General features: G+C 52.3%; 23 protein-coding genes. All 23 read right to left on the reverse strand.

Features of this window, described 5'->3' with window-relative positions:
- Nucleotides 1–3 precede the first annotated feature (3 nt).
- Entirely contained in the window at nt 4–2574 is a 2571-nt protein-coding gene (locus tag GF409_05575) for a phosphoenolpyruvate synthase (GenBank protein MBD3426681.1), read from the reverse strand.
- A gap of 17 nt (nt 2575–2591) precedes the next feature.
- Nucleotides 2592–4037, reverse strand: a complete 1446-nt coding sequence (gene gltD / locus GF409_05580; GenBank protein MBD3426682.1) for a glutamate synthase small subunit — start codon at nt 4035–4037, stop codon at nt 2592–2594.
- Nucleotides 4030–8559 carry a glutamate synthase large subunit gene (gene gltB, locus GF409_05585; protein ID MBD3426683.1) on the reverse strand — a complete coding sequence of 1510 codons (4530 nt, stop codon included), beginning with the start codon at nt 8557–8559 and terminating at the stop codon, nt 4030–4032. Before gltB ends, gltD begins: the two co-directional genes overlap by 8 nt.
- Nucleotides 8560–8573: 14 nt before the next feature.
- Nucleotides 8574–8789 carry a hypothetical protein gene (locus tag GF409_05590; protein ID MBD3426684.1) on the reverse strand — a complete coding sequence of 72 codons (216 nt, stop codon included), beginning with the start codon at nt 8787–8789 and terminating at the stop codon, nt 8574–8576.
- A 267-nt stretch (nt 8790–9056) separates the two neighbouring features.
- Nucleotides 9057–9398: a transcriptional regulator gene (locus GF409_05595; protein ID MBD3426685.1), complete on the reverse strand. Its 342-nt coding sequence runs from the start codon at nt 9396–9398 to the stop codon at nt 9057–9059.
- Between the two features lie 32 nt (nt 9399–9430).
- Entirely contained in the window at nt 9431–10777 is a 1347-nt protein-coding gene (amt, locus tag GF409_05600; GenBank protein ID MBD3426686.1) for an ammonium transporter, read from the reverse strand.
- A gap of 21 nt (nt 10778–10798) precedes the next feature.
- Nucleotides 10799–11647, reverse strand: coding sequence for a hypothetical protein (locus tag GF409_05605; protein ID MBD3426687.1), 849 nt, complete (start codon nt 11645–11647; stop codon nt 10799–10801).
- Between the two features lie 172 nt (nt 11648–11819).
- On the reverse strand, nt 11820–12524 hold the full coding sequence (locus GF409_05610; GenBank protein MBD3426688.1) for a GAF domain-containing protein: 705 nt from the start codon (nt 12522–12524) through the stop codon (nt 11820–11822).
- Between the two features lie 71 nt (nt 12525–12595).
- The gene (locus tag GF409_05615) at nt 12596–14698 is read right to left on the reverse strand and encodes a glutamine synthetase type III (protein MBD3426689.1); all 2103 of its coding nucleotides are present in this window, start codon (nt 14696–14698) and stop codon (nt 12596–12598) included.
- Between the two features lie 305 nt (nt 14699–15003).
- Nucleotides 15004–15621: an iron-sulfur cluster assembly scaffold protein gene (locus tag GF409_05620; GenBank protein MBD3426690.1), complete on the reverse strand. Its 618-nt coding sequence runs from the start codon at nt 15619–15621 to the stop codon at nt 15004–15006.
- Nucleotides 15621–16814 (reverse strand): aminotransferase class V-fold PLP-dependent enzyme, encoded by a 1194-nt coding sequence (locus GF409_05625; protein ID MBD3426691.1) that lies wholly within the window; start codon nt 16812–16814, stop codon nt 15621–15623. Before GF409_05625 ends, GF409_05620 begins: the two co-directional genes overlap by 1 nt.
- A gap of 124 nt (nt 16815–16938) precedes the next feature.
- Entirely contained in the window at nt 16939–17610 is a 672-nt protein-coding gene (locus GF409_05630; protein MBD3426692.1) for a hypothetical protein, read from the reverse strand.
- Between the two features lie 15 nt (nt 17611–17625).
- Entirely contained in the window at nt 17626–19002 is a 1377-nt protein-coding gene (locus GF409_05635) for a hypothetical protein (GenBank protein ID MBD3426693.1), read from the reverse strand.
- Between the two features lie 145 nt (nt 19003–19147).
- The gene (hypE, locus tag GF409_05640; protein MBD3426694.1) at nt 19148–20143 is read right to left on the reverse strand and encodes a hydrogenase expression/formation protein HypE; all 996 of its coding nucleotides are present in this window, start codon (nt 20141–20143) and stop codon (nt 19148–19150) included.
- 4 nt (nt 20144–20147) lie between these two features.
- Nucleotides 20148–21164, reverse strand: coding sequence for a hydrogenase formation protein HypD (gene hypD, locus GF409_05645; protein MBD3426695.1), 1017 nt, complete (start codon nt 21162–21164; stop codon nt 20148–20150).
- A 1-nt stretch (nt 21165) separates the two neighbouring features.
- Nucleotides 21166–21408 (reverse strand): HypC/HybG/HupF family hydrogenase formation chaperone, encoded by a 243-nt coding sequence (hypC, locus tag GF409_05650; GenBank protein ID MBD3426696.1) that lies wholly within the window; start codon nt 21406–21408, stop codon nt 21166–21168.
- Nucleotides 21386–22459 (reverse strand): hypothetical protein, encoded by a 1074-nt coding sequence (locus tag GF409_05655; GenBank protein MBD3426697.1) that lies wholly within the window; start codon nt 22457–22459, stop codon nt 21386–21388. The genes hypC and GF409_05655 overlap by 23 nt, the downstream gene beginning before the upstream one ends.
- A gap of 5 nt (nt 22460–22464) precedes the next feature.
- Entirely contained in the window at nt 22465–22707 is a 243-nt protein-coding gene (locus GF409_05660) for a hypothetical protein (protein MBD3426698.1), read from the reverse strand.
- A complete protein-coding gene (locus GF409_05665) occupies nt 22689–23162 on the reverse strand; it encodes a hydrogenase maturation protease (GenBank protein ID MBD3426699.1) in 474 nt (157 codons plus the stop codon). The genes GF409_05660 and GF409_05665 overlap by 19 nt, the downstream gene beginning before the upstream one ends.
- A gap of 48 nt (nt 23163–23210) precedes the next feature.
- The gene (locus GF409_05670) at nt 23211–23846 is read right to left on the reverse strand and encodes a 4Fe-4S dicluster domain-containing protein (GenBank protein ID MBD3426700.1); all 636 of its coding nucleotides are present in this window, start codon (nt 23844–23846) and stop codon (nt 23211–23213) included.
- On the reverse strand, nt 23843–24178 hold the full coding sequence (locus GF409_05675; protein MBD3426701.1) for a Na+/H+ antiporter subunit G: 336 nt from the start codon (nt 24176–24178) through the stop codon (nt 23843–23845). The genes GF409_05670 and GF409_05675 overlap by 4 nt, the downstream gene beginning before the upstream one ends.
- Nucleotides 24171–24506 (reverse strand): multiple resistance and pH regulation protein F, encoded by a 336-nt coding sequence (locus GF409_05680; GenBank protein ID MBD3426702.1) that lies wholly within the window; start codon nt 24504–24506, stop codon nt 24171–24173. The genes GF409_05675 and GF409_05680 overlap by 8 nt, the downstream gene beginning before the upstream one ends.
- On the reverse strand, nt 24503–25006 hold the full coding sequence (locus GF409_05685; GenBank protein ID MBD3426703.1) for a cation:proton antiporter: 504 nt from the start codon (nt 25004–25006) through the stop codon (nt 24503–24505). The genes GF409_05680 and GF409_05685 overlap by 4 nt, the downstream gene beginning before the upstream one ends.

Here is a 25006-nt window from a genome sequence, read left to right on the forward strand (position 1 = left end):
TATTTATTTAGCACAGCAGACCACCTTCTGTGAGAGTATGTCCGACATTATCTTCAGACCGGTGTTCTTTGCCTCATAAACGCTTATAACACCACTGTATTTATCCGCGTCAGGTACGAGCTCGGCGAACACGTTTTCGCAGTTTTTTAGCCATTCGGTATTGAACACCACGTTATCGTTCTCCGGGAAAAGCGCCACGTAAAAGATATTCGTCTCTATCAGGTCCTGAAAAAAATGCGTCCCGAAGGACAGCTCCGGCATGAGGTTGCCTTCCGGAAAAGCTATCTCGCCCATCATGGCTATGTTATTTATCTCGGCGAAACTCACCGGCACCCCAAGAGAGGGGGTAGATGTCCCCCATCTGCCGGGTCCAAGCAGGAGCGTTTTCACCTCTGCCCTGTTTATCCTCTTGTTCAGTTTACCCATTATACGAGCTATGTCATACTTGCCTGACTGGTTAAGAGCGATATAAGAGGCGGGGTCCACGTATATTATCCTGTCCACGGGCTGTGAAATATTGCCCCCCAGGAAATACCCTTCCGAACTGAAAAAGAGTTTCTCTTTATTTATCTGCCGTGGTATTTCCACCTTCTTGCCGAGTCCCCGCGTCTGGAGAGGGCGGCACTGCAGCAGGCTTATCTTGAACCTGCCGTCGCTCGCAAAGTTAACCGTGAACTCTATCTCTACCGGGTAATGGTAGTTCTCTTCGAGCGTCTTGAGGACCTTTTTCAGGGTACCGGTGAATTTCTCATTAGCAAGCAGATTATCAAGAGTGATTATCCAGTAATCCCTGCCCTTAACTCCTTTTTCTCTCTGGTTTCGCGCTACTTCTTCGTCCTTTATCGCGATATACTCCAGTTTTATGTCAAGGCCCTCCCCGAGAAGGTCCTCGAACTTCTTTGTGGTAAAGAGGTTTTTCCTGAGGTCTATAACATCAACATCGCGTTGTGAGAACTTTTTAACGTCGGCCATATTGGCGTACGGTTTCATGAGCGGCGCGTCCAGGGCCGCTATTCGCGGATAGTCCCCCTCAACCCTGTTAACCGCCCGCGTGCCAAGCCCGAAAACCATGCGCAGAACCCCTGATTCGGACTTCATCTTGGTGTTCCATACGTAGGTATTGTAGGATATGCCGACCCCGCCGATATCCGGGAAAAAGAGATCCTTGTGGTAGGAGCCCGAGACCCTCTGCACCAGAAGGGCCATCTGCTCGTCCATCTTGTCCAGGCCCCTCTGCCGGCGGTAGGTAAGCGCGTCCTCGCTCATGGTGCTGGAATATATCGTTCGCACCGCTTCGGCGAATTGCATGTAACGCTGCTCGGGCGAACCCTGGTTTGGGCAGAACACGCTCTCGTATTTACCGGCAAAAGCATTCCCGAAACCGTCTTCAAGAAGGCTGCTGGACCTTACGATAATGGGCGACGTCCCGAAATATTCTATGATCTGCTGGAACTGCTCCATTACGCCTTCATGGAACCTGCCGTGAAGCAGTTTTTCCTTGAGAACGCGAGCCGCGTCGAAATAACCCTCCTCTGTCTTCTGTTCCATGCGGAGTTTCCACCAGCCGTTCTGCACGATATATGAGTAGAAAACATCGCTCCCCACGTAAAAGGAATCATGCGGCTCCGACATTCCCTGCCAGTTGAGCGAACTCTCATCCGACAATATCTTCCGCGCAAGAAGCATGCCCACGGCCTTTCCCCCTATATACCCAGTCCCTATCAACCTGCTCTTTATGTCAATGAGTTCGGCCAGGGAGAAATTCTCAACGGCCAGGGAAAGCATCTTCTCGTCCCTGCTCATCATTATCCTGCAGAGCAGTTTTCTCATCTGTTCCCCTTCAGCCGAGCGGGCCGGGTCTTTGCCCATCTCCTCCGCCTGCAGGAAGAGCCTGTCCCAGTAATCCAGGTTCCGCTTTACGTTATTTACACCTTTCTGTTTTATATAGGAAAGCACTTCCGCCGCGTCGGCACTATCTGTTATCGGTACGAACTTATCGCCCTTTTTAAGATGCGGCAGGAACATCGTCGGGGAATAGCGGTTCCATACCTTCAGAGGATGGATGTAGTACTCATCATCCCTGCGGTAGACATCCAGAAGAAGCTGGGTGGTCTCCCGGATGCGGGCTATGGTCCAGAAGGAGTGGTTGTTACGGTATATCCCGAAATACGCTATCGTATCCAGCTCATAAAGGTACGGACAGGTGACCATGAAAAAATTACCTATCATAAGGTCGGTCGCCCAGGCCTGCAGAAGGTCCGAGAGGCAGTCAAATACATAATAAGCACCGTGCCCTTCCTCGGTGATGATCTTGTGTACCTGTGTGGTGAACGATTCGAACCCGCCGCGCGCGTCAAGCTCATATCGCTTGACCTTTTCGGACCTTTCCAGGAGGGGCTCGTGTGCGGCGAACCTCATGTATACTATCTTCTTGCCCTCTGCGACAGCCTGACTGACGTAAGGCAGCACGAAATCCTTATATTCCTCGATTCGGTCTATCTGCCAGACAACATTGTCACCGGACCTCAGCCCCCGGAGTATATCGTCAAGACCTTTGATACCTGTACTGAACATCTATTACCTCCCGCTATTTACATTGAAGGAAGAGTGGTCTTCCCCATCAAATATTCATCGATAAAATGCGCCGCCCTCCGGCCTTCCGATATCGCCCACACGATAAGGGACTGCCCCCGCCTCATGTCACCGGCTGCAAAGACCTTGTCAACAGAGGTCATCTGTTTTTCGTTCGAAGAGACGTTTCCCCGACCATCCAACTCCGTTCCCAGTTCCTCCAATAACCCCGAATGCTCGGGGTGCACGAAGCCCACGGCGATTATCACAAGCTCCGCATCTATGGTGAATTCGCTTCCCGGGATCTCTTTCATAACAGGACAGGTGCCCGGCGACTTTTCGGAGAACTCAACGCGCACGCATTCGAGTTTTCGCACCTTTCCGTTCTCTCCCTTAAAACTTTTAGTAAGGACCGACCACTGCCGTGAAGCGCCTTCTGCGTGACTGGAAGAGGTCTTAAGTAAAAGTGGATAAACGGGCCAGGGATAATCCCCGGTGCGGCATTCCTCGGGTTTGGGCATTATCTCGATCTGAACCACGCAGGAAGCGCCCTGCCTGTTTGCCGTCCCGACGCAGTCGGCACCGGTATCCCCTCCTCCGATAACGACCACGTTCTTGTCTTTGGCGTCTATCAGCTCTTCCTGGGATATGATCTCTCCCTGGACACGCCGGTTGGACTGGACCAGGTAATCCATCGCGAAATGTATCCCATCAAGATCCCTTCCGGGTATATCCAGGTCCCTCGGTTTGCGTGAGCCTCCGGCAAGACAGACAGCATCGAACTCGGAAAGAAGTTTTCCCGCCGCGTAATCCGCCCCGACGTTCACCGATAGAACGAACTTAACCCCCTGGGCTTTCATCAGTTCCACGCGCCTGTCCAGAACCCATTTCTCAAGCTTGAAGTCCGGGATACCGTACCTGAGTATTCCCCCCGGCCTGTCATGCTTTTCGAAGATCGTGACATCGTGCCCGGCTTTTCTCATCTGCGCCGCGCAGGATAGCCCGGCCGGGCCCGATCCGACCACGGCCACCTTCTTACCCGTCTCGGCCGCGGGAACCACAGGCTTGATGAGGCCGCCATTAAATGCATGCTCTATTATAGCCAGTTCATTCTCGCGCACGGTCACCGGATCATCGTTTATCCCGAGCACGCAGGCGTATTCACAGGGTGCCGGACAGACCCTGCCGGTCACCTCCGGAAGATTGTTGGTGGCATCAAGAAGAGCGAACGCCTCCCGCCAATAATCCCCGTACATAAGATCGTTCCACTCGGGTATATAGTTCCCCAGAGGGCATCCCCAGTGGCAGAAAGGAGTGCCGCAGTCCATACAGCGCGAGGCCTGCTCGCGGGACTGAGCGTCACTGCGCATAACTGCCACGTGACGGAAATCCTTTACCCGTTCGCACACTGGCCTGTAGAGGCTCTCCTGCCTTTTCTGCTTTATGAATCCCTTGGGATCACCCATCTGACACCTCCGATAGACCCAGACTATCCTCTATCTTCTTACTCTCAAGAATACGTTTGTACTCCAGGGGCATGACCTTGACGAATTTTTTCATCATCGGCGTGAAGTCATCCAGTATCTGCTGAGCCCTGGCGCTTTTGGTATATCTTTTATGGTTATGCAGCATCTCGTAGACCGTGCCCATATCGTCTTCGTTCAGTTCCTCAAGGCAAACCATACTGAGATTACATTTCTGCCTGAAGTCCCCTTCTCTGTCATAAATATAGGCAATACCCCCGGACATGCCCGCGGCGAAGTTCCTGCCAGTCCTGCCCAGGATCACCACCCTGCCGCCTGTCATGTATTCACATCCGTGATCGCCGACGCCTTCGACGACAGCGTACAACCCGGAATTGCGGATACAGAACCTTTCCCCGGCAACTCCCCTGACATAGGCTTCTCCTGAAGTGGCACCGTAAAAAGCGGTATTTCCCATGATAATGTTCTCTTCGGAAGCGTAATCCGCCCCGCGCCCCGGATATATTATGAGTTTTCCACCGCTCATTCCCTTGCCGACATAATCATTGGCCAGGCCTTCAAGCTCAAAGGTAATTCCCCTGGCCAGGAAGGCCGCGAAACTCTGCCCGGCCGTTCCCCGGAACCGGCAATAGACGGTATCCGTGGGAAGACCCCTCTCCCCGTGGAGCTCGCATATCCGGCCGCTCAGCATGGCACCGGTGGTCCTGTTGAAATTCTTAATTTCAAGATCAAGCTCCACCTTCTCGCCTTTTTCTAGAGCTTTTTGGACCATGTCGATGATGCGAAGGTCCATTACCCGGTCTATCTGGTGATCCTGTTTCTTCACGCAGCGGACCGCGACATCTTCGGTGACCTGGGGCTTGTACAGTATCCGGGAGAGATCAACGCCTTTGGATTTATCGGGGATAACCTCTTCGTTTATCTCAAGCAATTCCGTCCTTCCGACCATTTCGTCGATGGTGCGCACTCCGAGTGACGCCATGATCTCCCTGAGTTCGGTGACCACAAAGCGCATGTAGTTCTCAACGTATTCGGCCCTTCCGGTGAACCTCTTCTCCAAAAGTTCATCCTGGGTAGCTACCCCCACCGAACAGTTATTGAGGTGGCAATGCCTCAGCATCACACACCCGAGACTGACAAGGATCGCCGTACAGAACCCGAATTCCTCCGCGCCCAGAAGAGCGGCTATCGCTACATCCCTGCCGGTCCTCATCTGCCCGTCGGTCTGAAGGCGAACCCTCCCCCGCAGGTCGTTAAGCACCAGCGTCTGGTGGGACTCCGAAAGACCGAGCTCCCAGGGAAGCCCTGCGTACATGATAGAACTTCTTGGAGAAGCTCCCGTTCCCCCGTCGCCTCCGGAAATAAGTATCATGTCGGCATGGCCCTTGGCGACACCCGCGGCTACGGTGCCGACTCCTATCTCCGAGACAAGTTTGACGCTGATCCTGGCCCTGGGGTTCGTGTTCTTAAGATCGAAAATAAGCTGTGCCAGGTCCTCTATGGAATAAATATCGTGATGCGGCGGGGGTGATATTAGAGTTACACCCGGGGTAGTGTACCGTGTCTTGGCTATCACGGCGCTTACCTTGTGTCCGGGAAGCTGCCCCCCTTCACCGGGCTTGGCCCCCTGGGCGATCTTTATCTGGATCTCGTCGGCATTGACCAGATAGTTCGTGCTCACGCCGAACCTCCCCGAAGCGACCTGTTTGATCGCGCTCCTTGAAGAACTCCCGTCAGGAAGAGGTGTGAACCTTACCGGGTCCTCCCCGCCTTCTCCGGTATTGGATTTGCCTCCAAGGCGGTTCATGGCTATGGCGATACTCTCATGGGCCCCCCTGGAAATGGAACCGAAGCTCATAGCACCGGTAGCGAATCGCTTGATTATGCTTTCAACCGGCTCAACCTCCGAAAGAGGCACTGGCTGCGTTTCTTTGAACTTCAGGAGGCTCCTCAGAGTAGTGGGGTTCTTCGACTGATCGTTTATCAGTTCAGAGAATTCCTTATACCTGTCATAATCCGCTTTTCTTACCGAGTCCTGCAAAGCGGCGATGCTTTCAGGGCGCCAAAGATGGAACTCACCGTCACGTCTCCACTGGTAGACCCCTCCGGTGGCAAGCTGAGGGACCTCGGGCTCCCTCTCGGGAAAGGCCGAACGATGTCTGGCAAGCGTCTCCCCGGCGATCTCATCCAGGCCCACTCCTCCCACGCGCGTGACCGTGCCGCAGAAATATTTATCAACGACTCCATCTCTTATACCTACTGCTTCGAAGATCTGGGCGCCCCGGTAACTGCGCAACGTTGAAATGCCCATCTTGGAAAGTATCTTAAGGATACCCTTTCTCAGGGCTTTCCTGTAATTTGCAAGAGCCTCTTCCGGAGCCAACCTTACGTGCCCTTCCTCTATAAGGTGCTCCACGGTACGATACGCCAGGTAAGGATTCACACAATCTGCGCCGTAACCGAAAAGAAGCGCGAAATGTTCCACCTCACGCGGTTCGGCGCTCTCGACTATAAGGCCGACCTCTGAACGTCTTTTTCTTCTTACAAGATGGTGGTGAACGGCGCTCGCCGCCAGAAGCGCAGGTAAAGCGGCATGATATCTGTCTATTCCCCTGTCGCTGAGAATAACGAAAGAATACCCCTGTTCTATGGCATATTCGGCCTCAAAACAGACTCTTTCGAGAGCCTTGATGAAATCCTCCCTGCCACCCGCGTCAAAGTATGTATGCACCGTCTTGCTCCTGAAGGATGAGGTGTTCATCTGGCGGACCCTCTCCAGTTCCTCATTGGTGAGCACCGGGAACTTTACCGCAAGCTTATGGCAGTGCTGGGGGGTCTGTTCGAGTATGTTCTTCTCCGGCCCCACGTAACTAGTGATGCTCATCACGAGTTCCTCTCTTATCGGGTCTATTGCCGGGTTGGTGACCTGCGCGAAAAGCTGCTTGAAGTAGTTGTACAATAGATGCGGCCTGCGTGAAAGAAAAGCGTGCGGGGTATCGTTACCCATAGAACCGATCGGTTCCTTGCCTTCCTCGGCCATGGGTTTCATGACCATCCTGAGGTCTTCACGGGTGTACCCGAAAGCCTTCAACTGGGCCAAAAGGTCCTCCGCGGGCTTACCATGTACACCCGAAGGCGGGAGGTCTTCCAGTTCGACTATATTATCCCTGTTCCATTTCCCGTAAGGGTTCTCTCCGGAAACCGCTCTTTTTATACTTGCTTCATCCACTATACGGCCTTTTTCCGTGTCGATGAAGAACATCTTTCCGGGTTCCAGCCTGCCCGATAGCTGTATATCCTCAGGTTCTATGTCAAGCACACCGGCTTCGGAGGCCATCACGACAAACCCGTCCTTGGTTATGATGTAACGAGCGGGCCGAAGACCGTTCCTGTCCAGCACGGCGCCTATCCTGGTCCCGTCGGTGAAAGCGATGGCCGCCGGACCGTCCCAGGGTTCCATCAGACAGGCGTGGTACTCATAGAAATCCCTGAGCTTTCCGTCCATCAACTGATTATTCTCCCAGGCCGCCGGTATGAGCATCATCATGACATGGGGCAGAGACCTGCCCGCCAGGACGAGAAGCTCGAAAACATTGTCGATCGTTGCCGAATCGCTTTGGCCCTCGACTATGACCGGTTTTATCTTCTCAATATCGTTGCCGAACAGTCCGCTGGAGAGAAGTCGTTCCCTGGCCCGGAACCAGTTTATGTTGCCCCTGAGGGTGTTTATTTCACCGTTATGGGCAAGGAACCTGAAAGGCTGCGCCAGATCCCACGTCGGGAAAGTGTTCGTACTATACCGCGAATGCACAAGGACAAGGGAACTTTCGACATTCTCATCCTGAAGGTCCAGGTAGTAATGCCTCAGCTGCGTCGGCATGAGAAGACCCTTGTAGCTTACGGTCCTTGATGAAAGGTTTGTTATGTAAAAGAAGTCCTTCCCTGATATATCGGATTCTCTTACGGTGTTCTCCGCCAGTTTTCTTATAACGTATAATTTTCGATCGAATTCCATCCGGTCCCGAACCGGTTCGGCCTTTTCTATGAACGCCTGCCTTATAACCGGCTGGGACTCGGCGGCCACTTTCCCTATGATCGAGTCATCCACCGGAACGTCCCGCCACCCGAGAAAAACTTGCCCCTCCTTCTCAACGGCCTTTTCGACGGCCTCCTCGCAGAATCTTCTCTGGTGCGAATCAACCGGCAGGAATATGATCCCGGTACCGTATCCTCCCGGGGAAGGCAGGTCGATCCCTTCGCGGGCGGATACTTCCAGATAGAATCTGTGAGGGATCTGTATGAGCACCCCCGCCCCGTCACCGGTCTTGGGATCGGAGCCGACGGCGCCGCGGTGGGCCATCCTCTCCAGGACCTCCAGGCCCTTAAGCACGTTCTCGCGAGACTTTCTGCCTTTTATGTCACATACGAACCCGACGCCGCAACTATCGTGTTCGAAGCGCGGATCATAAAGTCCCTGTTTTATGCGAGGCCTTGAGCGTTTCATATTCGTTTACCCCATTATATCTTGTATTTTCTAGTATTTATACCGAATTTTTTGATCTTGAACCTGAGGGTATTGCGATTGATCCCGAGTATCTTCGAAGCGATGGTCTGATTGCCGAAAGATCGCCTTAAAGCTTCCTCTATAAGGTTCCTTTCGGTATCGCCTATCACTTTGTGGTACACATCACCCCGGTTAAAATCGATCAATTTTCCTTTTTTTATCTTTTTCATGATCCTCTCCGTGTTCAAAAAACGCTTAAAATATGTGCACCCTCATCCAAACAAAAAAGCCCTTCTTAAGCCGTACGTAACGTAGCTTAAAAAGGGCTTCCTTGCCACCAATCCCCTGTCTTAGGAGAGGCATATATAAAAAGCCTCCGGGACCAGGTCCAGGAGGCTTCACTGCCTTTAATAACTTCTTCGTTATTTTTATTATATTACAACCGTCGGACTTTGTCAAACACTTCCAGAGTTCAGGATAGAACTTTCAAGACGTTATCAACCTATAGCCTCATTGCCTTTCTCGCCGGTCCTGATCCTGATGCATTCCTGAAGATCAAGGACGAATATCTTGCCGTCCCCGATATTCCCTGTCCGGGCGCCTTCAATGATAGCGTCTATGGTCGGCCGCACGAAGTCCTCGTTAACCGCTATTTCAAGGCGTACCTTCTTAAGCAGGTTGACATCATGAACTACGCCCCGATAGGTCTCGGTATATCCTTTCTGTTGCCCGCAACCCAATGCGTTAGTGACGGTCATCTTGTAGACCTCGGCGTCATAAAGCGCCTTTTTCACATCGGGCAGTTTATGTGGCTGTATCATGGCTACTATAAGTTTCATTTCGACCTCCTTCATGTATTACTCAAGCTTTTTTACTTGGTGGTAAATATCTGGAATCCGGAATAGGCTTCCATTCCGTGTTCACCGATATCAAGCCCCTTAAGTTCTTCATCCCTTGAGACCCTCAGACCTACGATCGCGTCTATTGCCTTGAAAACGACCGTCATAGCGCCTCCCACGAAGAGAACGACCGTAAGAGCCCCCAGGGCCTGCACGCCGAGCTGGGCGAACCCGCCTCCGTGGAAGAGGCCGTCCCTGGCCAGGCCGAGCGCCTTGTGGCCGAACAGACCCACCGCCAGAGTACCCCAGATGCCGTTCATCATATGCACGGGAACAGCCCCCACGGGATCATCTATACGTACCTTATCAAGGAAAAGTGTGCCCAGAACCACTATGACCCCGCCTATCGCTCCTATCAGGATGGATTCAGCGGGTATAACATAGGCACACGGGGCCGTGATCGCGACCAGTCCGGCAAGAGCGCCGTTCATGGTCATCGAAAGATCCGGTTTACCGCACAGCTTCCATGCGGTGAACATCGCCACAAGGGCTCCGCTTACCGCGGCCAGGTTGGTGTTCATGGCAACCTTGGCCATAAGGCTTCCGTCACCCACGCTGAGCGTGGATCCCGGGTTGAACCCGAACCACGCGAACCAGAGTATCAGCGCTCCCAGTGAAGCGAGCGCCATGGAATGTCCTTCGATGGCGTTGGCTGAACCGTCTTTATTGTACTTGCCTATCCTCGGTCCCACTATCATGGTCCCGACAAGCGCGGCGGTACCGCCGACGGCATGAACGACGGCCGAACCGGCAAAGTCACCAAAACCAAGACCAGAAAGCCAGCCTCCTCCCCAGACCCAGTGGCCCACGAAAGGATAAACAGCCACGGATATCAGGAACGAATACATCAGGTACGCCTGGAATTTCATCCTTTCGGCTATACCGCCCGCAACGATGGTCGCGGCTGCACCGCAGAAGACCGCGTGAAAAAGCCACGTGGCCTCCAGAGGCAAGTGGCCCTCATGAGTGGCGTTTATCAGACACCAGCCTTCCAACCCCATGAACCCGTTACCGGAGCCGAACATAATAGCGTAACCGAAGATGAAAAACCCCATGGACGCCATACAGAAATCCAGGAAATTGTTCATCAGCACGTTACATGTGTTCTTCGTCCTGATAAGCCCGGCTTCAAGCATTCCGAACCCGGCCTGCATGATAAACACCAAAAAGGCCGCTATCAACACCCACAACGTATCGATACCCGCGCTGGTAGCGTACGTTGTCACCCCTTCCGCAAATACGCATTTGTTGGAAAGGGCAAATGAAGCGACAGCCAGCACCGCTGCCTTGAAGATCAGTTTCAATGTTCTCTTGTACATTTTGCCCTCCTTTGTTTCAGATCAGTAATCAAAACCTATCGTTATCCCGCCGTAGAACTCGTTCTCGGCGTCATCGTTGTACGTATCCCTGTCGAGTATCAGGGAATAAGCGATACTCGGCGTAATAGTGAAATAGTTGAATATGGGGATGGCGACCTCACCCGAAAACACCATGTCGGCCCACCCCGTCTCATCCGTCCACTGCTCGTCAATGATACCCGTGGTCCACCCTATCGTGGCGGAAAGGCCGTTCTCAGCCAGTTCGAAAGTGTGTCCCAGGCCGAACTGGAAATATGACCCGTCACCTCCGCCATCGGTGTTACCTTTACCCACGCCCACGTCCCAGTACCAGATGAACGAGGGCTGCAGGAAACAGTCATAAGAAGCTCCCAGATAAACCTCGTGAGTATCGAAGAATTTGTCATCCCGATCAAGATTAGGGAACGTGTAATATACATAACCTCCTGATACACTTAAGGGAAGAATAACTTCCGGAAAGTCCATCCCGGAAACCCCGGAAAGCTGTTCCATATTGATCGTGTAGTCCACAGTATAGTCCACCTCGGTGAATTCCTGATACAAACCGTTATCGTCGGACTTGTCACTGTCAAAAGTGTAGTTCGTCCATATATCGAAGGTAAGTCCCCACTTTGACACGGAAGTATCCATCTGCCACACCGGATCGTCCCCCAGATTCCATCCCCTCCATATATATTTGGTCAGGAAAGAATGGGAATGCGATATATCCGGCATCCACTCCGGTTTTTGCGGAAGCCATCCTTCCTCTGTGTCCATGAGAGCTTCTGCTGTCACCGCCCAAATAACCAGTATGGTCAGGATCAAAACGAAAAACCTTTTTCCTGAAAACATTTTTCCCTCCTTATAAGTTGTTCGTAAAAATAAAAAACCCTTCCAAGCTGTCTTAGCTTAAAAAGGGCTTCTTCGCTCATCTTCCTCATCCCAGAGCAATTTATAAACTTCCCGGGTTTTTCCTGCGCGACGCTGCCTTGTCCGACTTCCCTGTCCGAACGAAAAGAATTAACTACGCAATTATCTCGTAATTGAGTATTATGGCTTCCGCTATCTCTTTCATCGAAACGCGTTTATTCATGCTGGACTTCCTTATGAGGCCGAAAGCCTCATCCTCGGAAAGACCCTGCTGTTTCATGAGAATGCCTTTGGCTTTCTCGACTTTCTTTCTGGTCTCCAGTTCTTCCTGGATCACCTTGGTCTTGACCATCAGTTCAGTGTTCTCTATGGCTACTGCCGCCTGGTTGGCGACCACGCTCAGAAGATCAATCTCGCTTTTGGTGAACTTGTGCTCGCTGTCAGTGTATATATTCACCACGCCTATTACCTTGTCCTTGACGAGCATGGGAACGCTAAGCATAGAGACAAAACCTTCTTTTTTGGCCAGTGTTTTCTTCTTGTATTTTTCATCCTCCAGTACATCCAGGATGACAACGGGTTTCTTTTCCTTGGCTACAAGACCCACTATACCTTCGCCGACTCCTATGGACCTCTCCTTAAGATATTCTTCGCTTACGGCCTGTGTGGCCCTTATGCGCAATTCCTGTTTTTCATCATCCAGAAGCCACAGCGCGCAGGTCTTGGCGCCCATTACGCTCGCTGTTAAGCTCACTATGAGCTTAAGTATGTCCTCAAGATACAAGTCCGAAGTGATGGCCTTGCTTATCTTGGTCAACGTTGTCAGGAATTCCTGCTCCGAGGTTTTCTTGTTAGGCATATCTGTTTCTCCGTATTTCTTTTATCGCGGCGGAACCCCCTTTGCGGTCCGTTCCGCCGCCCTTAACGATTTTACATAATGAACAGCATCTCCGTGTAAGACGGAAGAGGCCATAAATCGGCCGGAAGCATGGCTTCCAGCCTGTCAACGGATCCACGCAGCTGTGTCATGCTATCGATCATTGCGGCAGTATCTGCGCTTTCTATGGCCTTGTTCAGGTCTTTTATACTCTTCAGGGTCTTATCTGTCTGGTCGCATATGTCCTTCAATAGCTCCTGCATCTGGGTAGGTTTGCATCCGCAAGCCTTGACCTCGTCTATCGTCCCTGCCAGAGAGCTCTGGTAGTCTATCGCGACCGGCACTATCATCGTCTGCGCCATTTCAAGTGCCACCCTGGCCTCGATGGTTATGGTAGCCTCGTACTGCTCTTCGTAGATGTCATGTCTTGACCTGAGCTCGGTCTCCGAAAGGACCTTATGTTTCTCGAAGAGTTTGATCACTTCCGGGGCTATCACCGCGCCAAGGGCCTCCGGAGTGTTCTTCAGGTTAGGAAGGCCGAGTTTTTCGGCTTCCTTGTGCCACTTTTCGGTGTAATTATCCCCGTTGAAAAGTATCCTCTTGTGTTTTTTGACTATGTCCTGGAGCACCTCCTGCAGGGCCTCGTTGAAATCCCCGCCCGACTCCATATCTTTTTCCACTCTCGAACATATCTGATCGATCGCCTCGGCCACAATGGTGTTCAGCACAACGTTCGGCCCCGCGCAGCTCTGGTTGGATCCGACCATCCTGAACTCGAACTTATTGCCGGTGAACGCGAATGGGCTTGTTCTGTTGCGGTCGGTCACGTCCCTGGGCAGAGGCGGAAGTGAGGTCACCCCTATCTCTATGGGTTCTTCAACCTTTGAGGTCTTGGCCCCGCCTTTTTCGATCTGCTCGATTATATCCATGAGCTGCCCTCCCAGAAAAATGGAAAGGATCGCGGGCGGCGCCTCGTTCGCGCCCAGCCTGTGATCGTTACCGGCGCTCGCCACGCTGGCCCTTAACATCCCCGCGTAAGTATCTATGGCCATCATAAGAGCGCCGATCATGGTAAGGAACTTGGCGTTCTCATGAGGGTTATCCCCCGGAGAAAGCCAGTTCTTACCGTCAGGGCCGACGATGGACCAGTTATTATGCTTACCGGAACCGTTCACGCCGGCAAAAGGTTTTTCGTGGAGAAGACAAACGAAACCGTATTTCTCGGCGACTTTTTTCAGCGTTTCCATGGTTATCATGTTATGGTCGACCGATAGGTTCTGCTCCTCGAACACCGGAGCTATTTCGAACTGCGCCGGACATACCTCGTTATGCCGCGTCTTGGCGGGTATCCCTAGCTTCCAGAGCTCGCGGTCCAGTTCATCCATAAAGGACATGACCCTTGACCTTATGGCCCCGAAATAATGGTCCTCCATCTGCTGGTGTTTGGCGGGTGCCTTGCCAAAGAGCGTCCTTCCGGTCTGGATAAGGTCCAGCCGTTCACTGTAGAAATTTTTGTCCACGAGAAAATATTCCTGCTCCGGGCCCAAAGTGGCGTAAGCACGTTTATTCTCTGTATCTATCCCGAAAAGCTTTGCCAGGCGGCAGACCTGTTTCGAAAGGGCGTCAGCCGACCTCAATAGAGGCGTCTTCTTGTCAAGAGCCTCGCCGTGATAGGAATAGAAAGCCGTGGGAATACACAAGGTCGCCCCGTTCTCGCCTTCCTTAATAAAGGCCGGTGATGTCGGGTCCCACGCCGTATAGCCGCGCGCCTCGAAGGTCGCCCTGAGGCCTCCTGAAGGGAAACTGGAAGCGTCCGGTTCTCCCTTGATAAGCTCCTTGCCGGAGAACTTCATAATGACGCCTCCCTCGTGGTCGGGATCGATAAAGGCGTCGTGCTTCTCGGCCGTCGTACCCGTCAGGGGCTGGAACCAGTGCGTGAAATGAGTGGCCCCCTTGGACACAGCCCAGGTTTTCATGGCATCGGCCACCTCATCGGAAATATTGGGGTCCAGGGACCTGCCTTCTCTTATGGTTGAAAGAAGGGACTTGTAAGCGCCCTCTGAAAGATAGTTCCTCATGTTCCTGATACTGAAGACGTTCTCTCCGTAAAAGTCAGGTACGCTCTCAACGTTGGAAACATTCTCTCTTCTATCCATGATATCCGCTCCTTTTCTCTCTTTCGGTTCTGTGGTTATTTTTACCATTTTATCACCCTCCTGTTCAAAATCAACATAAATAAAAAAACGCCCTTTCCGCCGCATCCACGCGGCTAAAAAGGACGTCCTCATCCTGTATCTTCAACTTTGAACAGGCGATCCGTTGCCGGTCTCAAAATAAAAAAGGCGGACGGTTCTCCCGTTCGCCTCATCGCCTTAATGCACTACTACGTGCGTTACATGGTTTATTTTACAACCCGTCTAGCGGTTTGTCAAGAATTATTTTCTTATTTTTCTGAATGCGGTCAGGCCTCTCCAAAGTGTTTCTTCTTATATTTCTCAAGAAGCTCTATCGCTTCATCCTTGCACTGGCCGCAAACGGTACCCAGCTTGGTCCTTTCCTGAAGCTCATAATAATTCCTAGCACCGTCAAGCACCGCATCCTCGATCTCGTGATCGGTCACGTTCATGCACTGGCATATTATCCTGGCTTCCTCTTTCTGTACCTTCTCGGGCATCCCGTTACGCTGGTAATAATCGTTTATTGCGGCCCTTAAAGCCTTGTCGCCCAGGACCGAACAGTGGATCTTGTGTTCAGGCAGCCCGCCCAGCTGCGCGGTAACGTCCTTCGGGGATATATGGTAGGCCTCCTCCAGCGGCATGCCTATCACCATTTCAGAAAGGGCCGAAGTTGAAGCGATCGCGCTGGCACAGCCGTAGGTCTTCCATCTGCAGTCGGTGATCACGTTCTTATCCTTATCAACCTTGATGACCATCATCATCCGGTCGCCGCACTTGATATTACCGACAATACCCTTGCCGTCATCCTCGTAGCTCTGCTCGTCCTCGAGTATGTTCCTGGGGTTCAGGAAATGGTCCTTGACCTTTTCAGTATAAACCCATTCGTTCCGTTCTTTCTCCATTATGACTCCCTCTTATAGGCGGATGACATATCCCGGATCTTCTTGATTATGGGAGGAAAGACTTCCAGCAGGTAATCAATATCCTTCATGGTGTTCCCCCTTCCCAGACTGACCCTTATGGAACCGTGAGCCTGTTCAACGGGTACTCCGGTGGCTATTAGAACATGCGAAGGGTCCAGCGAACCCGAAGCGCAGGCCGAACCGGTTGAAACGGCAACACCCGCTTCATCGAGATACAGCAATATAGCCTCCCCCTCTGCGCCCTTGAAGGACATGTTAAGGGTGTTGGCAAGAGAATCGGTCGGATGCCCGTTGAAGCGTATATCGGGGATACTCCCGGCTAGACCTTCCTTGAGGGCCCGCTTCATCTGAAGATGCCGTTTGCTCTCGGTATTCATCTCTTTGCCGCGCGCTTCCACGGCTTTACCCATGCCCACTATTCCAAGGGTGTTCTCCGTGCCGGCGCGACGGCCCTGTTCCTGGTGCCCCCCGCGTATAAGTGGACAGAAAGGGGTTCCCTTCCTGACGTAAAGCGCGCCTATGCCTTTGGGACCGTAGATCTTATGCCCCGAAAGGGTCAAAAAGTCCACGTCCAGTTCCCGCACATCCACCGGCATCTTGCCGGCCGCCTGCACGGCATCTGTATGGAAAAGCACCCCTTTTTCGCGGACGATGCGTGAAGTCTCCTTAATATCCTGAACTGTTCCTATTTCATTATTGGCCATCATGACAGAGACCAGACCCGTCCTGCCGGTTATGGCTCCGGCCAGTTCCTCGAAATCGATCTTGCCGTACTGATCCACCGAAAGATATTTTATGGGGACGCCTCTATCCTGGAGGCATTCCGAGGTCCTCATTATGCAGGGGTGTTCTATGCTGGTAGTGATTATCTCGCGACCTGCCATGTCGGCATTACCGCATGAACATACCTTTGAGGGACACATGAGCATCGAAAGCACGGTGTTATTGGCTTCCGAGCCGCTGCCGACGAATATTACCTCCTCGGGATCGGCGTTGATGAACGAAGCTACCTTGCCCCTTGATTCTTCTATCATGTGACGCGCCTTCCTCCCGAACGAATGCAGGCTGGAAGGATTGCCGTAGAGCTCCATCCCCTCCCGAAGCGCTTTTTTCACTTCCGGATGCAGCGGGGTGGTAGCGTTATGATCCATGTATATCTGTCTTCTGGCCATTATGATCCTCTTGCTGTCCTTTTTACGGGAAACGGTGTTTTCTCAGATTACTGATGATAACACAACTTGTATGCCTGAGTAAACCCCGTCGTTAGATAAGAATAATAGAGAATCCTACCAGCCCCTAAAGCCCCAAAAGCTGTATCGCGAGTCCCGAAAGGCAGATAGTGGCGCCCGCGAGCGCGTGGGAATATTTCTCCAGGCGTCCCAGAGGCGCGAAACTGATCCCCCATGCGGAAACAAGCACGACCGAGAGCATTGTCATAACGGTCACGGTACCGAAAACAGTCGTTACCAGGAAGATACCGAAAAGACTGCTCTTTGCCGCCGGATACATCAGTATGGGAATAAGCGGTTCGCAGGGTCCGAGAACGAATATCGTGAAAAGCACCCACGGGGTGATATTCCTTTTGCCCTGCTTGATATCTTCAGCTTCGTGCGGATGAGCATGCACATGGGCGTGGGATCTACTCCGCAGGGCCCTGTGGATACCCCACACGAAATACATGAGGCCGAACCCTATGAAAGCCCACGCGGCAAGATTGCCCCGGAAGGCCTCAAGCGCTTCCAGCTTCATTATGGCAACGCCGAAAAATATACCGACCAGACCTATCACCACCGAACTCAGAACATGCCCTATCCCGCATATGACCGTGATCAGCGAGGTCTTCGCAAGTGACCATTTTCTGGCACGGCTCATGACGATGAAAGGCAGGTAATGATCGGGGCCTAAGATGGTATGAATAAAGCCTATCGATGCGGCCGTAGCGCAAAGTACCATGATTTCCTTGTTCATTCCAACCCTCCGGTTTTAAAAATCAATGAAAGTCCTTATCCCGTAAACGAAGATGGGACCGCGCTCACCCTGCTCGGAGTTCTTCACACCGTTGGGGCTCCAGATACACTGTATATCCGGACTGACTGCAACGTGTTCGTTAAGATGAACAGAATAGTAGGTCTCGATATGGGTTTCTGTACCGTTGGGATTACCTCGTTTACCGTATTGGGCGCCCGGTATCGCCTGGCCGACACCTACTGCGAAAACGTCATTGTTTCTGTTCCAGAGACCTCCCTTGAGCTGGCCGCCCAAAGACCAGTGGTACTCAATATCGCTGACCACCGGATCCTGCCAGCTGAACCTGGCGAAAATTCCGGCCATATCTGTGATCTTCTGGTCACAGCTTATACCCAGACCGTAGTTGTTCAGTTTCGTCTCCTCAGGCGCTTTTATCTTGGTGTGATCCTCGCCATTATACCAGAAATACATCCTGTAATTACCTCCCCACTCTTGCGCATCATATCCGAAGAACTTCGCGGGGGCCAGGTTGAGCTGTGTTGCGATGAACGGGTGGTCAAAGACCTGTTCATAGTCGCTGTCGGTCTCCCCCCACATCGCTTCAAGAGTGAGGTAATCCGCAAAGCGCGGCGCAAAGGACGCGCGAGCGCCCAAGCACTGGTCCGCCCCGGGAAAGTCTATCGTATCGGCATTACGGAACATACCTGAGAAGAACTGCCTGTTCTCGTCATTGGCGTATTCATTGGTATCAAGATAGTTGGGAAAATACAGTTTACCGAAAGTCACCGCGAGGCAGTTATCGCAAAGATACTGCTCGTACCATACCTCGGTGACGTTGGGGCTGGATCCGGTGGCCGCCGCGTCAAAATTGACCGGGCTGAACAGTGAAAGATCCTCGTTCAGACCCGAGCCCTGCCCCGGTTCCATCAGGATATAAGCGTATCCCCACTCTCCGAAGGACTTGGCAAGTTCTATTTCGGCTGTCCAGGACGCGTCGAAGCGGTCATCCTGTTTATCCCCGCCGGAAGAATTGGCGCTGGGTGTGCCCTGCCCCATGAAAGTCGCCGAAGCCCCCACTTCGATGGGGCCAACGGTCTTAAGGCCCTCGAGGCGTTTTCTCATCTCAGCGGATATGCCTCTTAACCTTTCTTTATTTATGAGTTCTTCGTGTTCTTCTATCACGCACTTATATCCGGAAAGCTCCTCTTTGTGCTGGGAAAGTGACCTCTCAAGCTCCGTTATCCGCTCGCCCTGTTCTGTGACTATCTGCCGGAGCTCTCTAAGCTGGTTCATGAGCTCAAGATTGGAAGGCGCCTGAGCCGCGCCAACGGGCCTGGTCATAAAAAGAACGATCAAGAATACCGAAAGAACTGCTTTGTCAATGGATCTCATGGCTAAATCCTTTCATTTTTTTACAGGATTAACGGTGTTACGATTTTAATAATTGTAACGCTTTGAGGAGGCATGTCAAGAATATATTTCAAAAGAGAAATCGTTCAAGAGATGGGGCTTCACCGGGCGTGAGCCCGTTATTCTATTAGCATATGCGCGGAAGTTGACTGACTTCCAGCATGGGCAATATACGCGTGGACCCCAGCTGTGTTATAAGATGCACTTTCTTTTTGTGGGCTTTTGTGACCCTGCCGATGATACGCGAACCAGGTCCCATTGCCTTACGCACCTTCTCGGAGTCCTTTTCCCGCACGAAACAAACGAACTTTCCTTCATTGGCCACATACAGAGGGTCAAAACCAAGAACATCACAGAGTTTACGCACGTTTTGTCTGACGGGAACATCTGTTTCGTTTATGTCTATACCCAGATTTGAGTTATCCGCTATCTCGTTAAGTGTAGTGGCAAGACCGCCTCTTGTGGGGTCGCGTAACACGCTTATATTCCTGGAGGCTTTCAAGCATTTCTCAACAGAATGGTTAAGATTGCGGCAATCGCTCTTGATATCACCGGTAAACCCCAGATCTTCCCTGGCATTGACAATTGCGATGCCGTGCTCGGCGATGGGGCCGTTAATCACGACCGTGTCCCCCGCACGGGCTTTCGCCCCCGTGAAATAACCGCCCTTTTCGACAACTCCTATCCCGGAGGTATTGATGAAGATGCCGTCGGCCGCTCCTTTTTCAACTACCTTTATATCGCCGGTAACGACCTTGACCCCGGAAGCACGGGCGGCCTTCTTTACCGAAGAAGCTATTTTTTCCAAGGAACTTAAGCTGAAACCCTCCTCTATGATCAAAGCAAGCGAGATAAAAAGAGGTTTGGCGCCCTTCATAGAAATATCGTTGACCGTGCCGTAAACGGCAAGCTCCCCTATATCCCCTCCCGGGAAGAAAACGGGTTTTATCACGAATGAATCCGTACTGAACGCGATCTTGCCGGAGGTGACCTCAAGCTGGGCGGCATCGGCCATCTCGTCGAGCGTCGGGTTGGTTAATTTCGAGCGGAAGACCTCTATGACCTCGTGCATCTTCTTCCCGCCGTTACCGTGCTGGAGCGTTACTGTCTTATCCTTTACCATCTTCTTATTCTCCATATCTGTACTGCGCGGCGCAGGAACCCTCGGAGGAGACCATGCACGGACCCACCGGCGAAGAAGGCGTACACGCCTTGCCGAAAAGACGGCAGTCCCCGGGCCGGCTTATCCCCTGAAGCACTTCGGCGCATATACAGCCTTTGGGAACTCTTGGCTCAGGCACCTTTACCGGGAACCTGTTTTTGGCATCAAAGAAAGAATAGTCATCCCGGAACTTAAGTCCGCTTTTTGTGATCTTGCCCAGGCCGCGCCACTCAGCGTCAGATGGGCTGAACACCTCATCCAGAACGCTTTTAGCTCTTGTGTTGCCTTTATTGGTGACCGCCCTTTTGTACTCTATCTCGACCCTGTTATCTCCCCTGTTTATCTGATCGACAAGACGCGTTATACCCTTGATTATATCGGCCTGACCAAAACCGGTTATCACGCAGGGTTTACCGAACCTGCGAGCTATATCCTCGTAGGGTGCGCTGCCGGTAATAACGCTCACGTGTCCGGGACAGATAAAACCGTCGACCGCTATCTTCTCGGAACCGGCTATGGCTTCAAGTGCCGGAAAAACAAGTTTGAAGTTGGAAAGAACGGAGAAATTGCGTATATCTCGCTTTTTGGCCTCTATGACAGCCGATGCCACAAGGGGTGAAGTTGTCTCGAACCCCACTCCCATGAACACAACGTTCTTATCGGGGGCGTCTTTAGCCATACTCACCGCATCCAGGGGTGAATACACGACCTTGACGTCCGCGCCAAGCCCTTTAACCCCTTCCAGGCTCGTACGGCTCCCCGGCACGCGCATCATGTCACCGAAAGTCGTCATGACAACGTCCTTCTCCCGGGCTATCATGATCGCCCTGTCGATATCCTTCTGGCTGGTCACGCAAACAGGACAACCCGGTCCGGAGATAAGTTCTATCCCGCCGGGTATTACCTTTCTGATCCCGGACCTGGCGATAGCCATGGTATGCGTTCCGCATACTTCCATAAGTTTTATCACGTTACGTTTCATCTTACCGGTTTTCTCCCCGTTGCCGGCTCATGACGATTCTGAGTTCCTCCAGGGCCTTCATTGATTCTGTGACCTCGCTTTTGGAGATCTTTCCTATGGCGTAACCGGCATGCACAAGCACGTGGTCGCCTACCTTTACCCCGGAAAGCACGCCGAGGGAGATAATCCTCTCCGCGCCGCCGAAATCAACGACCGCAGAATCTTTATCGATCTTTACTATTTTAGCAGGAGTTGCAAGACACATAATACTGCCCCAATGCTATGTTAAGGTCACTTACGGGCATATTGTTGTTCGTATATACCTTAAAACACTTGCGGGAAAGTTCCCTTACAGCGCCTTCGCGCAGATACTCGTTCTGAAAGACGCCCCCGCTTAAAACCACTTCGTTCAAACCGATGGTTTCAGCCAGCTTGCCGGCCACACTGGCAACTACATCTATCATCGTATTATGGAACCTGGTGGCACAGGCGCTTTTACTTTCACCGGAGGTAAGCTCAGAGGTCATCTGGCGAAAGGCTTCTCTGGTATCGGCCACAAGAAGCCCGTCAGATCCACGCACGGAATAAGGGTATCTGCCCTTTTCTCCCCGCCGGCAGAGAGCTTCAAGCTTTATCGGACCTTCCGCGGGATGCCGGGCGTACTGGCAAAGGCCCGTCAAAGCGGCAGCGGCGTCAAAAAGCCGGCCCGCGCTGGAGGTGAGGGGCGTGTTAAAACCTCTTTCTATCATATCCAGGACTATCTTTATATCCTCTTCGGGCACCTCTCCCAGAAGAGGTGCCGCTTCAGTGCCCGTAATGCTCAGCGCCATCCTCCATGGCTCGGCTATCACTTTGTCCCCGCCGGGCATCTTTATATATTCAAGATGGGCAGCCCTTCTGAAACTTTTCCTATCAACGACCAGGAACTCGCCTCCCCAGCTGGCGCCGTCGCTGCCGTAACCGGTCCCGTCGAAGGAGACGCCGATAACCGGGCCGTTCAAGCCGTGTTCCTGCATGACGCTTGCTATATGGGCATGGTGATGCTGGACCGGGCATTCTTTAACTCGCGGGTGCTCTTCGATGTACTCCCTGGCGAACCTGGCGGAATAAAAACCCGGATGAAGATCGTAGGCGATGACCTCTGGGAGCGAGTCCGCCTTCTTTAAAAGACGCAAAACCCCCTTCCTGAAAGAGGCGTAATTAGCCGCGTCACTCAGGTCACCGGCATCACCGGTATAATAAAAATCGCATCCGTCGGCCAGAAGCGCCCTGTTCTTGAGGTCCGCCCCCAGCGCCAGCACTTTTTTCCTTTTCATCTTATCTACTCTATATCGAACGAAAGCAGCTGCACTATCGTTCCCGGGAACATGGTTATTTCAAGCTCGGCGCCTTCTACCACGGTACCCTTTGCGAGCACGTTGAAAGTCTCCCTGAAAGAGTCTTCCCTCGTGCAGGTAAGCTCTCCCACCTTAAGCTTGACGTTGGTGACCTTGCTCGCTCCTTCTTCCTGCGCGTGCTTGGTCATCCCCTCTATTATGGGTTTAATTATGTGCGTCTCGTGCATGTCTCCTCCTTTATGATATTAACGAGTTGTTCAATAACGTTCCAGACCGCTCGGCTCATCTCCTCGCCGAAGGAAACGGTCTCCGGCTGAACCGCAAGCATGTATATCCGGGCCGCGCACTGGCTTGTTAAAAAACCTATGAACATATCGGGCGAAAGGTCGTGCGTTGTAAGCCCTGAGGAGGCGATCTCATCAGCGGTGAGAACCTGCCAGCTCCCCGGATCAAGGCCAAGATGAGCCGCATCCAGAATAACCACGGTATCGGGTTTTTCCTTGATTATCCTTCCCGCATAGTTCTCGGGAGCGGTGGCGGCATCAAAACAGACATGCGGGGTTTCCTGAATCAGCCGCTCTATCATCCGAGGACCGAAACCGTCATCACCGCGCAGCACGTTACCAACGCCGATAAATACGATCTTTCCTTTTAATATGTTCGGAAGGAGTCGTGTTCCCATGGATGCGTTCACTCCTTGTTATGGTATGAGACCCGGCCGGTGTGGCCGCTATTTTTCCTTTTTCTGCTGCTCGTCCCTGGTCGTGAAAGTCGATTCTCTCCTGCAGCGGGCACATAGTATCTTGACCCTGTCAGACCTGCCGTAATCCTTCATCGCCGAAACTATATTCTCATCTACTATACCAAGACTCCTGAGGCGTGAAATGTAAAGGGTGGGATTGGAGAAGGTAAGCTCCCCTATTTTCTCGGCGATCCATTTAAGGTGGTCCTTGCAGGTTATCACGTCCCCGCAACATTCACAAAGCTGGAGTTGCTTCTTTATCGATTCCTGCGATTCATTCTTCCTGTCGAAGAATGATAGCTCCCAGTCGTTGGACAGCTTGATGCCTTCGTTGTTGGCGATACAAGCCGCCTCGCACTGGCCGCAGAAAATGCACGTATCCGTGTAATGTATCAGTTCCCTCTCGGGTTTATCGGTATCGGTTTTATCTTTGTAGCCCAGCGCCTCTACCGGGCATACATGGACACATGCCAGGCAGCCAACGCATTTTTCGTCGTTATATTTGGGTTGGCCCCGGAAATTCTCGTGCGGCTGGTGCGGCCGCGCGGGGAACTTCGAGGTATACGGCCCCTTTATCACTGCCTTTATAGCTTCTATAAGCTCCCTGAGCTTCGGTAACCTCATTCCTTGAACTCCTTGGCTTTTTGATAATAATCGACCGAGCTTTTATCCCACAGCTTGATCCCGCTTATATACGCCGCCCTGGCCAGAGCGTGTGCCGCCGTGGGCGCGGTCAAAAGAAGAAAGAATATCGCCAGAAGCGCCTTGACACCGGCGGGGGTGAAGCCCCGCAAAAGGAATATCCCGAACATTATACCGCAGGTGCCGAGCGTGACGCACTTTGTGGAGGCCTGAAGCCGGTTGTAGACGTCCGGCAGGCGGACAAGCCCTATGCATGCCAGTATATCGAACCCTATCCCGACTATTATGAAAAAATAAGCGACTGTCTCAAGCATCAAAATCACGACCTTCCAGATATTTTGCCAGTGCCAGTATTCCTATGAAGCTCTGAAGCGCCCACGCTATACCTATATCCATGTACCAGTCCTTCCCGGTGAAAATAGCGAATATCGCGCATATGCCGACTATAAGGATGCCCAGAACATCCGAGGCTACCGCCCTGTCCGCCGCGGTCGGCCCCTTGATAAGTCTGAACAGAGCCAGGAATCCCGCCACCAAAAACGGCATCAGATATTTGGTCAGTAGCGGCATATCAGAGAATACCAATATCAGAACACCGGCTATTAACGCGATCGTACCTGTTATCCATCTAAAAATGCTCATTCGAATACTTTTTCCAGTTCTTTTTCAAATCGCTTGACGATTATGTTCGACGCTTTAACGAGGTCCTCGTCCCTGACGTTGATCCAGTGCACGTAGATTATTCCCTCGTCCGGATCTATGTCCACTGAAAGGGTCCCGGGTGTGAGAGTTATCGAATTGGCCAGGAAGGTCAGCCCCGCTTCGGTGCGAAGCTTGGTCTTGACCTTCACTATACCCGGGTTTATGGGCATCTCCGGCTGGACGATTCGCCAGGCCACATCTACGTTCGCAAGAACACATTCCTTCAGGAAAGTTCCTATATACCTGAGAAAATACCAGTAGCGCACGGGCTGCGTCCATTTAGCGGGGTAATCCACGAAAAGCCAGCCAACGCTCGCCGAAACGATCACGCTTGCTATTATACCGATGGCCACGGACACGAGGTCCATTTCCCACACAAGCACGATCCATATCGCGAAAGTCACAAAAAAAGTTATGATCCTTGATTTAACGTGTGCCAT

This window comes from Candidatus Omnitrophota bacterium (assembly GCA_014728045.1).
Lineage (GTDB): Bacteria > Omnitrophota > Gorgyraeia > Tantalellales > Tantalellaceae > WJMH01.

What these genes read in the sequence shown, in the direction of transcription:
- GF409_05675 (MBD3426701.1), bottom strand. Translation starts at nt 24,178, where the DNA reads ATGCTTGAGACAGTCGCTTATTTTTTCATAATAGTCGGGATAGGGTTC.
- GF409_05625 (MBD3426691.1), bottom strand. Translation starts at nt 16,814, where the DNA reads ATGGCCAGAAGACAGATATACATGGATCATAACGCTACCACCCCGCTG.
- GF409_05590 (MBD3426684.1), bottom strand. Translation starts at nt 8,789, where the DNA reads ATGAAAAAGATAAAAAAAGGAAAATTGATCGATTTTAACCGGGGTGAT.
- GF409_05595 (MBD3426685.1), bottom strand. Translation starts at nt 9,398, where the DNA reads ATGAAACTTATAGTAGCCATGATACAGCCACATAAACTGCCCGATGTG.
- amt (MBD3426686.1), bottom strand. Translation starts at nt 10,777, where the DNA reads ATGTACAAGAGAACATTGAAACTGATCTTCAAGGCAGCGGTGCTGGCT.
- hypE (MBD3426694.1), bottom strand. Translation starts at nt 20,143, where the DNA reads ATGGTAAAGGATAAGACAGTAACGCTCCAGCACGGTAACGGCGGGAAG.
- GF409_05670 (MBD3426700.1), bottom strand. Translation starts at nt 23,846, where the DNA reads ATGAGGTTACCGAAGCTCAGGGAGCTTATAGAAGCTATAAAGGCAGTG.
- GF409_05685 (MBD3426703.1), bottom strand. Translation starts at nt 25,006, where the DNA reads ATGGCACACGTTAAATCAAGGATCATAACTTTTTTTGTGACTTTCGCG.
- hypC (MBD3426696.1), bottom strand. Translation starts at nt 21,408, where the DNA reads ATGTGTCTTGCAACTCCTGCTAAAATAGTAAAGATCGATAAAGATTCT.
- GF409_05610 (MBD3426688.1), bottom strand. Translation starts at nt 12,524, where the DNA reads ATGCCTAACAAGAAAACCTCGGAGCAGGAATTCCTGACAACGTTGACC.
- GF409_05660 (MBD3426698.1), bottom strand. Translation starts at nt 22,707, where the DNA reads ATGCACGAGACGCACATAATTAAACCCATAATAGAGGGGATGACCAAG.
- gltB (MBD3426683.1), bottom strand. Translation starts at nt 8,559, where the DNA reads ATGAAACGCTCAAGGCCTCGCATAAAACAGGGACTTTATGATCCGCGC.
- GF409_05605 (MBD3426687.1), bottom strand. Translation starts at nt 11,647, where the DNA reads ATGTTTTCAGGAAAAAGGTTTTTCGTTTTGATCCTGACCATACTGGTT.
- hypD (MBD3426695.1), bottom strand. Translation starts at nt 21,164, where the DNA reads ATGAAACGTAACGTGATAAAACTTATGGAAGTATGCGGAACGCATACC.
- GF409_05655 (MBD3426697.1), bottom strand. Translation starts at nt 22,459, where the DNA reads ATGAAAAGGAAAAAAGTGCTGGCGCTGGGGGCGGACCTCAAGAACAGG.
- GF409_05620 (MBD3426690.1), bottom strand. Translation starts at nt 15,621, where the DNA reads ATGGAGAAAGAACGGAACGAATGGGTTTATACTGAAAAGGTCAAGGAC.
- GF409_05665 (MBD3426699.1), bottom strand. Translation starts at nt 23,162, where the DNA reads ATGGGAACACGACTCCTTCCGAACATATTAAAAGGAAAGATCGTATTT.
- GF409_05615 (MBD3426689.1), bottom strand. Translation starts at nt 14,698, where the DNA reads ATGGATAGAAGAGAGAATGTTTCCAACGTTGAGAGCGTACCTGACTTT.
- gltD (MBD3426682.1), bottom strand. Translation starts at nt 4,037, where the DNA reads ATGGGTGATCCCAAGGGATTCATAAAGCAGAAAAGGCAGGAGAGCCTC.
- GF409_05635 (MBD3426693.1), bottom strand. Translation starts at nt 19,002, where the DNA reads ATGAGATCCATTGACAAAGCAGTTCTTTCGGTATTCTTGATCGTTCTT.
- GF409_05630 (MBD3426692.1), bottom strand. Translation starts at nt 17,610, where the DNA reads ATGAACAAGGAAATCATGGTACTTTGCGCTACGGCCGCATCGATAGGC.
- GF409_05680 (MBD3426702.1), bottom strand. Translation starts at nt 24,506, where the DNA reads ATGAGCATTTTTAGATGGATAACAGGTACGATCGCGTTAATAGCCGGT.
- GF409_05575 (MBD3426681.1), bottom strand. Translation starts at nt 2,574, where the DNA reads ATGTTCAGTACAGGTATCAAAGGTCTTGACGATATACTCCGGGGGCTG.